The 14,406-nt window shown below is 59.8% G+C and carries 11 protein-coding genes and 1 pseudogene; 5 read left to right on the forward strand and 7 right to left on the reverse strand.

Annotated elements, in window-relative coordinates; genetic code table 11:
• The first annotated feature begins 431 nt into the window (after positions 1–431).
• From V1293_RS33255 to V1293_RS33270, 4 genes are read left to right on the forward strand one after another with little or no spacing between them, the layout of a single operon-like run.
• The gene (locus V1293_RS33255; RefSeq protein ID WP_334515674.1) at positions 432–1,541 is read left to right on the forward strand and encodes a PilN domain-containing protein; all 1,110 of its coding nucleotides are present in this window, start codon (positions 432–434) and stop codon (positions 1,539–1,541) included.
• Positions 1,538–2,149, forward strand: a complete 612-nt coding sequence (gspM, locus tag V1293_RS33260; protein WP_334515675.1) for a type II secretion system protein GspM — start codon at positions 1,538–1,540, stop codon at positions 2,147–2,149. Before V1293_RS33255 ends, gspM begins: the two co-directional genes overlap by 4 nt.
• On the forward strand, positions 2,146–2,757 hold the full coding sequence (locus V1293_RS33265) for a hypothetical protein (protein ID WP_334515677.1): 612 nt from the start codon (positions 2,146–2,148) through the stop codon (positions 2,755–2,757). Before gspM ends, V1293_RS33265 begins: the two co-directional genes overlap by 4 nt.
• The gene (locus tag V1293_RS33270) at positions 2,754–3,374 is read left to right on the forward strand and encodes an A24 family peptidase (RefSeq protein WP_334515679.1); all 621 of its coding nucleotides are present in this window, start codon (positions 2,754–2,756) and stop codon (positions 3,372–3,374) included. Before V1293_RS33265 ends, V1293_RS33270 begins: the two co-directional genes overlap by 4 nt.
• 59 nt (positions 3,375–3,433) lie before the next feature.
• Here V1293_RS33270 and V1293_RS36280 read toward each other — a convergent pair.
• The 4 genes and pseudogenes from V1293_RS36280 to V1293_RS33290 form a co-directional block, all read right to left on the reverse strand.
• A pseudogene (locus tag V1293_RS36280) lies at positions 3,434–3,535 on the reverse strand (PEPxxWA-CTERM sorting domain-containing protein); the annotation flags it as partial.
• Between the two features lie 726 nt (positions 3,536–4,261).
• The gene (locus V1293_RS33280; RefSeq protein ID WP_334515682.1) at positions 4,262–4,672 is read right to left on the reverse strand and encodes a VanZ family protein; all 411 of its coding nucleotides are present in this window, start codon (positions 4,670–4,672) and stop codon (positions 4,262–4,264) included.
• Positions 4,673–5,167: 495 nt separating this feature from the next.
• Positions 5,168–5,833, reverse strand: coding sequence for a carbohydrate binding domain-containing protein (locus tag V1293_RS33285; RefSeq protein ID WP_334515684.1), 666 nt, complete (start codon positions 5,831–5,833; stop codon positions 5,168–5,170).
• A gap of 603 nt (positions 5,834–6,436) precedes the next feature.
• On the reverse strand, positions 6,437–7,132 hold the full coding sequence (locus V1293_RS33290; RefSeq protein ID WP_334515686.1) for a hypothetical protein: 696 nt from the start codon (positions 7,130–7,132) through the stop codon (positions 6,437–6,439).
• Between the two features lie 646 nt (positions 7,133–7,778).
• Here V1293_RS33290 and V1293_RS33295 point away from each other — a divergent pair.
• Positions 7,779–8,084: a hypothetical protein gene (locus V1293_RS33295; RefSeq protein ID WP_334515688.1), complete on the forward strand. Its 306-nt coding sequence runs from the start codon at positions 7,779–7,781 to the stop codon at positions 8,082–8,084.
• 592 nt (positions 8,085–8,676) lie between these two features.
• On the opposite strand, the gene V1293_RS33300 is transcribed toward V1293_RS33295, so the two are convergent.
• The 3 genes from V1293_RS33300 to V1293_RS33310 all read right to left on the reverse strand — a co-directional run bounded on the left by V1293_RS33300 (position 8,677) and on the right by V1293_RS33310 (position 14,386).
• Positions 8,677–9,708: a hypothetical protein gene (locus tag V1293_RS33300; protein ID WP_334515690.1), complete on the reverse strand. Its 1,032-nt coding sequence runs from the start codon at positions 9,706–9,708 to the stop codon at positions 8,677–8,679.
• A 392-nt stretch (positions 9,709–10,100) separates the two neighbouring features.
• Positions 10,101–11,084, reverse strand: coding sequence for a glycosyltransferase family 2 protein (locus V1293_RS33305; protein WP_334515692.1), 984 nt, complete (start codon positions 11,082–11,084; stop codon positions 10,101–10,103).
• A 191-nt stretch (positions 11,085–11,275) separates the two neighbouring features.
• On the reverse strand, positions 11,276–14,386 hold the full coding sequence (locus V1293_RS33310; RefSeq protein WP_334515694.1) for an efflux RND transporter permease subunit: 3,111 nt from the start codon (positions 14,384–14,386) through the stop codon (positions 11,276–11,278).
• Between the last annotated feature and the right edge of the window lie 20 nt (positions 14,387–14,406).

Below are 14,406 nucleotides of genomic sequence, written 5' to 3' on the forward strand. Positions count from 1 at the left end.
GATCAGGTTGGGCTGTGACGACGGACCATCTCGTGCGTGGGACGCAAGCGGGGTGAGTGCTGCGAGCCGGGGCCCATCCTACTTTGCATGGGGTTGTTTTCGCGATTTTGTGTCTGGGCCCTGCGGTGTACCGCCGAAGGGTGTCTGCACTGCGTCCGGGACACGAGACCGTTAGCGCTTCGCGCCAATGGCGAGTCGATACGGCTCCAACCCGTCCCGCTCCAACGCATGATCCGGACTGGATGTCTGTTTCGAATAATCGCGCCTAAACAAGACGGTAAACGAATGATTAGACGCAGTTGAAGCATGCTCTGAGGCCCGCCCGCGGCTTCACGCAGCTCGTGAACGGCTGCTCGTTACCCTTCGTAAAGAATTAGTAAATAGGCTTTCCCTCATTCGAATCGAATGTCCCGATCACGCCAGTGACGATCATGCCTGTCGCCGATCTGCCAGCCCGTTCCGGTGGCCTCCACGTCCTCACGGCGTGGTGCAAGGGCTTTGCACAATGGTGGCTGTCGGGCTTGCGCGAGGCGGTTCCCGCGCGCTGGCGCGAATGGGCCGAGGGTGAGGCGAGGCCGCAGGTCACGCTTTGGCGGGATGGCGACAGCGTCGCATGCCGCCTGGCGTCTGCCGTAGGCGCGGCGGAAATCCGCATTCCATTTTCTCACTTCAATGCGGCCGCACTCGAACAGTGGCTCGCCGGGCAGGGCGTGTCGCGGGAAGCGACGACGGTTGCGCCGGTGATTTCGCGCGAGCTTTTCTTTCTGCGCGAGTTGAGCGTGCCCAAGGCGGCCTTTGGCGCCCTGCCCAAGATCCTGGAGCAGGACATATTGCGGCGAACGCCATTCCAGCTTCCGGACATCTGGCATGCCGCAACCGCAATGGGCCAGGAATCGGACGGCGTCGTGCCGATGTGTCACTGGATCATCAGGCGCGATCGCGCCGAGGCGGCTTTATCGGAGCTCGGTCTGGCGTCGCTGGATGTCGACTGTCTGGCGGTGGCAGACGCCGGCGGCGAGGCCGTACCCGTCATCACGTTCCGCGCCGTCAGTGACGAAGATCCGGCGTGGGCGCTACGGGCGGTCCGGCTGCTGGCAGCCGCTGCGCTCGGCGCCGTCCTGCTCGGCCTGGTCGTGTTCGAATGGCGCCAGTCCAGCGTTGCCGCCGCTCTGGAGACGGCGCTTGTCGAGGCCCGGCAGTCCGCTCAAAGCGGTCGGGACGGCCTGGATCCCGCGGCGCGTTTGTTCGCGATGAAGGCCGACACCGGCATCCTTGCCGTGTGGGATGAGCTGTCGCGTATTCTGCCCGAACATACTTTTCTGACCGAAACCCGCATCGCCGACGGCACGGTGACGGTGTCAGGGTTTTCGGCGGATGCCGCGCGCCTGGTTCGCATCATCGACCAGTCGCCGCTGTTTTCGGGCGCGACGCTTACTTCCGCGATTACGCCGGATGCGAACGAGCGCAAGGATCGCTTCAGCATCGTGTTCAAGCTGCGTGGCGCCCGTGCGGCGACCGCAAAATCCCGGACCGCGCCATGATTCAGAATCTGAAATTGGCGCGCGGGACGCCGTTCCTGGCCTTCAATGCTGCCGCGATACTCTTTGTCGTCATTTTCTTCCTTGCACCGATCATGGCGCACTTCGCCGATAGAGGCGAAGAGATTTCGGACAATGCGGCGCAGCTTGCGCATTTCCAGAACGTGACGCGCACGGCAAAGAAATCGGCCGGCAGTGTCGGGCGGTCCGGCGATCCCTTCCTTCCCGGCAACGAAGAGCGCGTCGCCAGCGCTGACCTGCAGGCCAGCCTGAAGTCGATGGCGGCGAATGCCGGCGTCAATCTGCTTGCTATCCGCGGGTTGCAGGGCGGGCGGTCCCAGCCATTGCACATGATTGCCGTCAGCGTAGAGCTCGAAGGGCCGCTGAAGGCCATCAGGGACATGATCTTCACGATCGAGAACCAGACGCCGCTGTTGTTTGTCCCTTCGGCTTCGTTCCGCAGCCTGGCGGACGGGGAGGACGATCCGATCAGGGCGGAGCTCAGGGTTCAGGGCGCTATTCGCGACGGTTCGCAGCCCGCCGGGCGTGAGCAGGCCATGGATGGCCGGCAAGCCGGCCGCGGATCGGTCGCGGCGGAGCGGATGCCATGACGTCGCTCGCGCAAATGCTCCAGCTTCGGCTGTCGGGCATGGCCGGCTCTCCGCGGCAATTCGTAGCCGCCCGGCTTGCCGCCATGCTCGGGCGGACCGACCTGCCCAGCCGGAGCGAATTGACGGCGCTGCGGCCTGCGACGCGCGTTCTCATCCTGGGTTTTGCGGCCTGGATCGGACTGGTTGGCGTGATGACGCTAAGCGCGGTGATTTCGCTCGAGCTGTCGACGATCACGGCCCCGACCTGGTTTGGCAGAAGCGGGCCGGCCGCCAGGGCCTCCGATGCGCGCGCCGCCGCGGGCTTTGAGAATATCGTGCAGCGCCCGCTGTTCTCGCGGAATCGGCAGGTTTTTGTCGCGGCCGAGCCGGCCGCCGCGCCACCCCCGCCGATGGCGACCTTGGACTCCGGAATGACCTTAAAAGGGGTATTCATGAGCGACGGGGTGGCGAAGGCCTTCCTGATCACGACGCAAAATCCGCTGGGCGTGTGGGTTGAGCTCAATGGGCAAATCGACGGCTGGCGCGTCGCCGCGGTGACCCCCGAGCACGTCGTGTTGGAGGGGCAAAGCGAGAAGCTGACGGTGCCCCTTCATGCGAGCGGGAGATGATACGCTCGCTCCGCAAGACCTTGGATCGCACCAGCCGCTTTTTTCGTGATGCGCTGGCGTGGCGGCCGCCGGAGCGGCAATACCTTGTGGTGGCATGGGGCCTGATCGCCGGCGCCGTCTGGTTGGCCTTTAGCCTTGCAGGCGATCCCGGCTGGGCACCGCCCGCCATCGCGGGCTGCTACCTCGTTGTTCTCTTGGCCTCCGTTTGCGCCATTGACGGCCGCTACGGGATCATTCCGGACAGCATGGTCCTGGCGCTGGCCGCCGGCGGAGCGCTGCAGGCCTATCTGTCGGGCCCTGTGGACTTTTGGTGGCGTGCATTTGAGGCTGTGCTGGTCTTTGCCGCCGCGTCGCTGTTTCGTGCCGGTTATCGCTGGCTGCGAGGCTATGACGGCCTGGGTTTCGGCGACGTCAAGTTCGTCGCAGCGGGCACCCTTTGGATCGGCGCGGAAGGAATTCCCGGCCTGCTGTTGATCGCGGTGGTCTCCGCCCTGGTCAGTTTGCTGATCCTGAGAACGCAAGGACATGACCTGCACGGCAAGCAGGCGATCTCGTTCGGGCCTCACCTTGCGATCGGCCTTTGGTGGGTCTGGGTTTTGGGACCGCAGCCGATTTAATGCCGGGCAACAGAAAAGCCGCCCGAAGGCGGCCTTTCGATTCATTGGTGACGATGGAGTCAGGCGGCCAGCACGGCCGGCCGTGATTTCCGGCGATAGGTCATAAAGCCGATGCCGGCGAAGCCAAGGATCAACATCGCCCAGGTCGACGGCTCGGGCACGGCGTTGACCTGGATCGACACGTCGCCGAGTTGCCGGTCGTCAGCGCTGAAGAGCTTGAGATCGAAAGTGTAGATGCCGGAGGCATTGGGATTGAAACTGATCGGGCCTCCCAGAAAAGCGAAACCAAGGTTTTCGCTGTTCTGATAGAGCGGGCCTCCGAGCGGCGTATTATCTGGGATTATTGCCGGATTGAACGCAAATGACCCTCCGGGACCGGTGATCGTCAGCAACGAATGGGTGCCCAGCAGCGAACCCGGATTGACCGAAAACTCGAAATTCCACAATGCCCTGCCGGGCGGGGTGCTCCCCACCGGAGCAATGTAAAGATTTCCTGTCGGCGTGATCGGCCCGACAAATCGGATAGAGGCGCGTAGCCCGAGTTCGACGCCGTCAGCCTCCGTGTCGACCGCGAAATGGCCGTTGCTGGTGCCGCTCCCCTGGGTCCAGCCTGATGCTAGATCCTGATTAAACGTGACGACGGCCGAGGCGGTGCTGACAAACGACGTCAACGCAAGCGCGGTCCCCAGACCGATCAAACCCAGCGACGAAAACCGCATAATCATCCCCCATTTATTTTTGGTTGTATTTTCCTTAAACACGTTCTTTAAATTCGAGTCAATCTGGGGTGGGGATAACACTTAGTTGCACGTAAATGAGCCTCGCGGTTCCGCATGGCGAAACTCGGCATTTTGACCTCGGAATCGGGCGAGTTAAATCGGGAAATGTTAATCTCGGGATGGCTTGTCCTTGGCTGACCGTAACCGCTGGGCGGTTCTCGCGACTAGGATGCCTGCCGCTCCGCCTGCCATTTTCTCCAGCGCATCGACCATTGTCCCGTGACGATCCGGCGTCATGGTCTGCGCAAGTTCGAGAAGGACGGCGCCGCCGAGCACCACACAACAAACCAGCAGCAGCCTGTGGGGATAGGCGTAGGCAAACAACGCGCCGAGCAGGGCGAACGCTAGGACATGCTCGAAATGGGCATAGGTCCTCATTTCCGGACCCATCAAGAGCGGTGCAAGCTTGAAATAGATCGCGTACACGAATCCGACGCGCGTCAACGTCGCGTAAGCGATCACGATGATGCCAACCCACGCAGCTATCGTAATGAGCTTGGTCCTGATCTTCCGGTTCATGTTGAACTTGTGCAATGGCGTTCGCTTCCGCGCGAATGAATAGGCTGTTTAACCTTACCGCGGAGAAACATTCGGGTGAACGGTCTCGCTTGTCGATCCTCGCGCTCGACTGCGGTGGTGGGCAGTTCCTGGCGCGAACGGCGGCGGCGTGACCGCAAGTGCAGTACTTGTCTTTTCCGCTCGCGGAGTGCGTTTCCCTCCATCGAGACCAGAAGACTGAACCTCTATCGAACTCTGAATTCCGAGACAGAGGCCTTGCCCCGGCGATACTCTTGGACCCTACGGAATCGTCTGCAAGATCAGCCCGTTCTGCGCATGGTCAGGACGTCAATCTGATTTAAATGGCATTGATTTTTAATATGTTTAAAATTATTTAATGAAATAAAAGCCGCGGCGCTGCCCTGAGATCTGGAATTAGCCTCGCAGAATCATGCTGCGGGACAAAAAAGAAGCCGCCCGATCGGGCGGCTTCCAACTCAAATACGGCTGAAATCATCAAGCGAGACGAAAGCCGATCTTCTTCGAAGTTTCCCGGCGGCGATAGGCCAGAAAGCCAACCCCGACGAAGCCCAGGATCATCATCGCCCAAGTCGATGCCTCAGGGACAGCCGCCACCGTTGCGTTATCGACCACAAAGTCTGCCGCCGGAACGCCCTGTCCATGGAAATTCAGCGAGAAAGTATACGGACCGGCACTGGCCGCGAAAATAGCCGAGTAAAGGGTCCATCCGCTCGCCAAAGTCTTGGCCGTGAAAAGCGGGGAGAGCACTCCGTCTACGTTCGACTGGAGAGTAGCATCGAACGGGTTATTCCGGCCGTTGTTGGGGGAATAGACCTCGAAGCTTACTTGATAATTCTGACCCTGCGTCAGGCTGATCGACTGGGAGATCGATTGGGTTGCAGTGTCCGAAACGAAGTAAGCACCGTAGTTTCCACCGTTGGGTGCTGTGGGGATGGGTTCCCCGAACGCGCCGGTGGGATAATCGCCGGGTTGATTATAGGCAATAACGACCTGAGGATAGCTAGTGCCAAGATTCACCGTCCAATTGGTGAAATTCCCTGATTCAAACCCGCCGTTTAGAAGCACATTCGCCTGCGAGGCGCCGCTCTGAAGCAGAACGCCAATTAATGCAGCGCCAGTAAATTTGAGCAGCCTATTCATTTTTTCACTCCTGGAATTTAATAAGATATTAATATCTGCGAATTCTAGCCAAGTCAACCGCGGCGCACAACATTTTAATCATTCGTTTATCAGTTTTCTAGGCTGTTTTGTTCATTTTTGAACCAGGAAAGTCAATTTCGTGGCAGGTCGTTCTATTCGACCACCCAGGCCTCGGCCGGGCAATTTGCCATCCTAATACTGGAGATGATTCCATCGGAATGACGAAACTTGTCGTGGCTAGATATGATCCAAAATCTAGATCATTTTTTCAAGGGCAATTAAACGTTTTCCCACCTTGTGGCACCGTCCATCCGTGCGGCGCTTGTGAGCACGGTCCATGGTCTACCTGTGGGAAGATCGAAATCGTCAAAAAAACGAGACCAAAACTCGGAGGCTGACGCGGCGAGGTGATTATTGTCCGAAGTAGGGCTGGTCGCCCTTCGGTCGTTGTCGAACACGCGCCTGTTGGCATGAAACGTAGCCAGTCAGCGTAGATGCGCCGGCCCGCCTTCAATGACACGGCATATTTGTCTGATCCGTGCTTGCATCCAGATAAGCTCTGACATCAATTTGGAAACGACGCACTACCCCAAATGGCCGAATCTATGTCTTGAGCGGATATTCTCGCAGCAAGGGTACAGCCCTCAGTTGTTCGGCCATTCCGGGATTTGAAGTCAAGACTACCCAACCCCTCCTTGCGCCAGTTTCTTCCTTTGATCGAGTTGTGGGGTAGAAGCACGACAGTTTCGGGAGGTCGGAATTCCGAACATAGGCGAGGGTAAGTTCCTCGTCAGGCGCGTAGTGGTCGAAGCCATAACCCGGATCATCCTCGACCTTGAAATCGTCGATCAGGACGACGGCGTTGGCATAGTGATTGAAAATCAATTCGAGTTCCTCCCGCAATGGGAGATGACTTTCCCAATGAGAATCCAGATAGAAAAATTGTCGTGCGTCCTTCTCCACCGATCCGAGAGCAATCCGTTCCTTCAAAAACGGGACTGAGGATTGCAAGTAAATTTTCGCGTTCGTGAATCTGGCCAGCCGAGCCCGTGAAAAAGTCCAATAGCGTTCCGCAAGTTCGACTGTTTCGAATGGAAGGCCAAATTGGGCAAACCATTCAGCCGTAGTGCCGCGAAACGTTCCAGTTTCGACAATTCTTTCAATGGCGAGCACGTGAATGATCTGGCGCGTTGCCTCCAATCTGGAGGTCATGCCGTTCATGGCAAAACCCCAAGGATAGAACTTGCCTTTGCTGCGAGAATAGTAATCCGCAAGACCAATGACGCGTTGAAAATTCATAACCCCTCCGCAAAGTGATTATGCAAAGTGACCATATACGATGCTTTCCCGTACAGGTAATTTCGGTAGATCCGCATTTTTAAATGCTTCTGAAAACAAATCCATCGATAAATATGTGTGGATTTGAGTCGGTTTGAATAACCTGTCGTGATGCCGCTGCTGAAGGATCGCGATACATATCGCCGCAATGCCGCGCTTGATAGCTGTGCCTTCTCATTTTGGCACTTTGTACCTGTTTCGGGCGACTTTCGAGCTAATAGAATCCTTAACCTTACCTCAGTCGGACAGGTCAGAGGGATTTGCCAAGCCTTGCCGGGCGGCGGCGGTAAACTTTCCGATAAGGGAAACCAACGATTGCGGACCGGTCGCTTAGGCGAAGTCCAACGGATTTTCGATAAGATTGCTGAAAGACAAAATCAACAAGGGATGGGTGGGTCGGGTGTTTGCGGATCGGCGAAAAAGCGAACGTCGCTCCTCTCACGGGGCGGCTAAGATTCAATTCGGGGTCGGCTCCCTGCCGCGCGATTGCACGATCACGGATTGGCATGGCGCATCGGATGCGAGTTCGGCGCCCAGTTCATCGACCATCTTGCTACGGCTCCGTCGCAGCATTCCAGTCCGCGGGGTAGCGCGAGGACGCCGGAATATGCGTAAGGCTCATTCAGCCCTGTTTGCGCTTTGCCTGGCGGTCATGATCGTCCCGGACATCGCGGCCGCAGGCGGCGCGTTTGTCGTTGCCCCGGGATTTCGCGGGTTTGCCTATGCGGGCGGGTATGGCTACGCGCGCCTCTACGGTCATCCATTCGACGACGGCTACGACTATCCGTTCGGCTATGGCGAGTATGCCGAGTACGGCCCATGGGCCTACCGTAGCGATAGTGCCTGCTATGTGCTGCGTCGGGTATGGACCGGCAGGGGCTGGCGGCAAAGGGCGGTCAGGATTTGCGATTAAGCGCAGGATGCGGTCCGGCGCGATGACGCCCGTAGGCGCGCGCTTAAACTAGAAGTCAAACGCCCAGGCGAGGCTATGCAGAAGCAACCACGACCAGCCGATCATGGCTGCGCCGATGGCAAACAGGTAGGCGAATCTGGTAACGCTTGAACGCATGATGTTACTTCGAGACACGGCTGACAGCGGCCGGCGCCCGTAGCGCGGCCTGGGTCCGGACGACGGCCTGGCGCAACCTCACTACTTCTGCGTAACGGTGGCTCAGTGACTTCTCGGCTGGCAATTCCCGGATATTTTTTGGTTTGTTCAAACGCTGTCGCTTCACGAAATACTCCGCCGTTCATACAATCAATTTGGCCGAATACGGCAACTTAAAAACAACCATAGTTTCCCGCGCGCCGTTCGCAACGCAACTCGCGCGTTAAGCTTGATACCCGCGCAAAACGTTAAATCGGGAACTTCGCTCTGACGCTTGGGTGATGCACCGCCGATCCCGGATGCTCGAACCATCGCCACCCTCCCGCAGAAGGCCGTACGATCGCTGAACGGATGCTGAACGATCAACCCCAATACGCAGCACGTTCCGAAGCCGGGCCTACCTGGACGATGCCGCCGGTGCCCCGCCGGCACTCTTGTGCCATGGCCAGGTCGAAAGGATGCGCTCTGCGTCGGCTTCGAGAAGCTTTCGCTTCGCGATGACTTCTTCCTTCACAAGCCGGAGATCTTCGTCCTGATAGAAGAAATCGGAGCAGCGTGAATTGTAGTCATTTGCAAGTGCGTTATAGGCGCGGATATCTTCGGGCCCCCGGACCTGTTGCTTGACCACGCGTAGTCGTTCTTCCTGAAAATGACAGTAACGAACATATTCTCGCGGAAAGCGTTGGCCTTTGCCGACCGGGGGAAACAGCTCCGGCCCCGTTTTCGGCTGAGGCGAATCAGGTGTCGAGGCGACGGAGGACGCCGCTCCAAGGTCGAAAGTCCAATACGCCCCCAGAAGTCCAAGCATGGCCAGCAGCGCCGCAGCCGCGAGCATGGCTTTCTTGATGTGACGAAAACCGCTGCTTCCTTCGGGCACCGTGAGATCCCGGTCTGGTTCGATGCCTTTCGAAGTGGCGCGCTGTATGTCGCGCAGTACTTCTCCGACCTCGGCGAGCCGCGCCGCGGTATCCGGAATTGATCGGAAAGCGTCGAGCGCGTGATCCAGGATCTGCTGCGCCCTGAGGTAATGGTGCGGGTTGCTCAGATGGCCGAGCAGGCCAAATATGCGATCAGGGGCGACGTTCATCTGCGGGTCGCGGAGCCCCTCCTGCGCATCCAGCACTAGCAGGGGCTCGCAGAGGAAGGTCCAGCGACGCAGCGCGTCGGCTAATCCGTCAATCGAGGATGGATCGTCCGGTCGTTGTTCCAGCGATTGGCAGGCATGGTCGACCTGCCGATCAGCTCTGGAGCGCATCTCTCCAACGGCGCGCCGATAGGCCGCCAGCAGGAGAGAATGCGTTTGGATGAGCGGCCGGTCACACGTTGCGAGGATCTGACGGCTGGATTCCAGCAGTGGCCCTGCGGCGCTTTCAACCGGATCGTAGGCCCCAATCACGGCCACGCAGTGGGCATTAAGCAGATCGTTCAAGCCGTCCCTTACGCTCGCTAGCGATGGGGGAGGCCAACCGGCTCGTTGCCGAAGCGCCTGCAGGGCCTGATAGATTTCCATGACATCGATGGAATTGTGCGCGCCCGTCAAGGCAAGGAGCAGTTCGCTCGATGCGCCGCAGCGAGCTGCGTAACGTGCAATGAAATTGGCCCTTGAAATCGGTGCAAACTGAGCCGACGTTCGCAGTATGTCTTCGTCGGAAGCGTCGGCAGGCAGCTCGGCGTAAAAGAGATCGACGCGATCGGGCGTGCTGCCGAGCGGATAGGAGAGTTCGCCCGGCAGGCGCCGGACCGGGTCCAGGAGATTTGCATAGGTCTCCGCCAGGCTCGTCTCCGGCGAGATACGCGTCTCTCGTGGGTCGGGTTTGGAAATCAGGAGGTCAAGGCCGGATTCTTGACGTCGGCTACCTTGAAGCCTTTGAAAAATACGCTGTGCCGGATTGAATCGGTAAGGTGCTGCGGAGGCGTGGTGTCTTCCCGTCCGGTAAGAAGGACCCGCAATCGCCAGAGCGACAGGCCCGCGATTCTGGAAATGTCGACCATGGCGGCGTAGAACGGGCCGTAATTTTTCAGGAAGTGGCGTCTGCGCGCGTCCAGGAGATAGGGCGGCAAGCGCTTGGGCTTGCTGTTCACGCCGGTCGATTGACCGACGAGGTGGACCACTCGGCTTGCCGGAACATACCAGCTCGGCCATCCCCGCTTTTTGGCATTGAAGCAATAATCGATGTCGTCGAAATAGGTGAAATAGCCTTCGTCGAGCAATCCCGTCGCTTCCATGGTCTCACGCCGGATGATCATGCTGGCGCCCGAAACCCAATCTGTCTCGAAGGCATGATCGACCACGGGCGGGGCCACCACCCATCGGCTCAGCAGCTTGCTGACCAATCCAAGTTTCAGGCTGCCCTCGAACTCTCCCAGCGGCGATTGAAAGCGGAACGCGGACCGTTGCGGCGTGCCATCGGGCTCTTCGAGCCGGCTGCCGCCAATACCGACTTCCGGATTGTTGTCCATGAAGTCGACGAGCGCCTTGAATGCGTTCGGCCGGACGATCGTATCGGAATTGAGCAGCAGAAAATATTCGGGCTTGTCAGCCGATTCCAGCGCGGGCCGCAGGATCGCATTGTTGCCGCCGGTAAATCCGAGATTTACGTCGAGCGCCTTGAGCGTGCACCATGATGACCAGCCATTGTCGTCGATCGCGCGCCGGAGGACTTCGGTGGAACCATCTTCGGACCCGTTCTCGCAGATCACGACATGGATGCCGGGAACGCTGGCGATCTCCTCTGCGACTGAATGCAGGCAATCAATCGCAAGATGGGTGACGCGGTAATTAACGATAACAACGAGCAATTTCACGGCATGAGACCAGTTGGGTGAAAATAATTGGCGATCATTAGTCTTGTGGATCAGAAAAGAAAAGGCGCCTTTGGGGCCTTGTTTAATGCATTGGGATAAACGTTAAAGGCGGACTTTATGGCTGCGGCGGCAAAGTCCAAGCCCGAGCCTGGCTTGGCAGATCGCCAACCCCTCCGCACCGGGGCGTCGGTCTATCGCAGTGCCGACGGAGACGATGCCGATATCGGCGCAAGCGCGCCGCGGGACCCCAGTTTTCGGCGCAGCCGGTCGATCAGGAGGTAGATCACCGGCGTCGTGTACAGCGTCAGGATCTGCGAAACGAACAGTCCGCCGATGATGGTGATGCCGAGCGGCCGGCGCAGCTCTGTGCCGGGGCCGGTGGCAATGACCAGCGGGATGCCGGCAAACAGCGCCGCCATCGTCGTCATCAGGATCGGCCGGAAGCGGACGCGGCACGCCTCGAAGATCGCGTCCGCCGACGACAGGCCGCGGGTGCGTTCGGCGTCGAGCGCGAAATCCACCATCATGATGCCGTTCTTCTTGACGATGCCGATCAACAGGATGATGCCGACAAAGGCGATCACGGTGAGCGGCGTATTGGTCACCTGCAGCGCCAGCAGCGCGCCGAGCCCTGCCGACGGCAGGGTCGAGATGATCGTGATCGGATGCGCGAGACTTTCATAGAGCACGCCGAGCACGATATACATCGCCACCAGCGCGCCCAGGATCAGCAGCGGCTGCCGCCCGCTGGTCTTGTTGAAATCGCCGGCATTGCCATCAAAACTGCCGCGGATGCCTTCCGGCATATGCAGTTCCTCGACCGCGCGCTGGATGTTCGAGGTCGCGACCTCCAGCGGCACATTCGGAACGACGTTGAAGGACACCGTGGCCGATGGGATCGACTGGGTGTGATTGATCGCCAGCGATGCCAGACCGCGGTCATAGCGAACGACGGCGGACAGCGGCACCTGGGCATCGTTGGCGCCCGCCACGTAGATGCGCTCCAGATTTGAAGGATCGCTCTGGAATTTCGGATCGATCTCCAGCACCACCATGTACTGGTTGCGCTGGGTATAGACGATCGAGATTTGGCGCTGCGCGAACGCGTTGTTCAAGGCGTCGTCGATGTCCTTGACGCGGACGCCAAGCGTGGCGGCGGCATTGCGGTCGATCGTCAGCGTGAGCTGCAGCCCGGCGGCATCGCGGTCGGTGGAAATGTCGGTGATGCCCTCGACCGTTTCCATGCGCTTGGCGACGATTGGGGCCCACTTCTTGAGCAGGTCGACGTCGACGCTTGAAACCGTGTATTGGTAGTCGGAGTTGCTCTGACGTCCGCCGGCACGAACATCCTGGGCGGCAAACATGTAGAGTCGTACGCCCGGCATTGTTTCGAGCTTCTTGCGCAACCGGTCGATCACGAGTTGGGTGCTCAGTCCGGCTCTCTCCTGCGGCGGCTTGAGGCTGATGAAGAAGAGCCCCCGGTTTGCCGTCATGCTGCCAAGGATCGATCCGACCCCGGCGACGGCGTCGTCGGATTCGATTGCCTCCTCGAGCTGTTGCTGAAATCTGGTCATGGACTGGAACGAGGTGTCCGATGAACTTTGCGAGGCAGCGACGATGAGGCCGCTGTCATCGATCGGAAAGTAGCCCTTCGGTATCTTGATATAGAGCACCACCGTCAGCGCGATGGTTGCAAAGAACACGAGCAGGGTCAGGAACGGGAAGCCCAGCACTGCCCGCAGCGTCCAGGTGTAGAAGGCGACGATGCGCGACAGCGTGCCCTCGACCAGGCGGTCGAACCATGTCGCGCGATCGGAGGTGACTTGCTTGATGTAGTGCGCGCAGATCATCGGCGTGACCGTGAGCGAGACCACGGTCGACACCACAATGGCGAAAGTCAGCGTCAGCGAGAACTCGCGCAACAGCCGGCCGACGATGCCGTCCATGAAGATCAGTGGCGTAAACGCCGCGATCAGCGACAGGCTGATCGACAGCACGGTGAAGCCGATCTGCTTGGCGCCCTCCAGTGCCGCCGGGTAAGGCGCCATCCCCTGTTCGAGGTTGCGGTGCATGTTCTCGATCATGACGATGGCGTCGTCGACCACGAAGCCGACCGAGATCGCAAGCGCCATCAGCGACAGATTGTCGATCGAGAATCCGGTGAGCCACATCCCGGCGCAGGTGCCGGCCAGCGCCAGCGGCACCGAGACGCCGGCGGCAATGGTCGGCGTCAGCCGCCGCAGGAAGAAGAACACCACCATCATGACCAGGAAGGCGGTCGCCAGCAGCGTGTACTGCATGTCGAGCACGCTGGCGCGGATGGTGCCCGTGCGGTCCACCAGCGTTGAATTCTCAAGGCCGGCGGGCAGCCATCGTTTGAGCTCCGGCAGCAAGGCTTTTACGCGATCGACGGTCTCGATCACGTTGGCGTCGCCCTGCTTGGTGATCTGGATCAGGACCGCCGGCTGCTTGTTGAACCAGGCGATCGAGCGGTGGTTGCGGACGGAATCCTCGACATCGGCGATGTCGGCCAGGCGGACGAAATTGCCGGCCGAACTCTTGATGATGATGTCGCGGAATTCGGCCGCGGTGCGCATTTGCCTGTTGGTCGAAATTGCCTCGCTCTGGCGGCCGCCGTCGAAAATCCCGACCGGCCCCAGCGGATTGGCGTTAATGATGGCGAGCCGCACGTCATCGGTCGCGATCCCCGCATTCGACAGCGCCACCGGGTTGAGCGCGATCCGCACCGCCGGCTGGTCGGCGCCGCTCACGGAAACTTCGCCGACACCCGGCACCTGCGAGATGCGCTGCGCGATCACAGTGTCGGCGGCGTCGTACATCGCACTGGTCGTCAGCGTCTTCGACGTCAGCGCCAGCACGAACATCGGCGTCGCCGCGGGATTGGTCTTGCGGAAGCGCGGCAGCGACGGCAGGTCGCTCGGCAGGTCCGCCAGCGAGGCGTTGATCGCGGCTTGCACGTCGCGCGCGGCGCGATCGATGTTGCGCCCGATCGAGAATTGCAACTGGATGCTGGTGGTGCCGAGCGAACTGGTCGAGGTGATCTGCTCGATGCCCGCGATCTGGCCGAGCCGGCGCTCCAAAGGTGCTGCGACCGTCGCCGCCATCACGGCGGGATCCGCGCCGGGGCGGTTGGCGAACACCCGGATCATCGGGAAGTCGACATTGGGCACCGCCGAGACCGGCAGGAAGGCATAGGCGACCATGCCGACCAGAAAGAGCCCAATCGCCAGCAGCGTGGTGCCGACCGGCCGGCGGATGAAGGGCTCGGAAATCGAGGCCACGCTCAATCTCGTCCATGGAG

This window comes from Bradyrhizobium sp. AZCC 1693 (assembly GCF_036924745.1).
Taxonomy (GTDB): domain Bacteria; phylum Pseudomonadota; class Alphaproteobacteria; order Rhizobiales; family Xanthobacteraceae; genus Bradyrhizobium.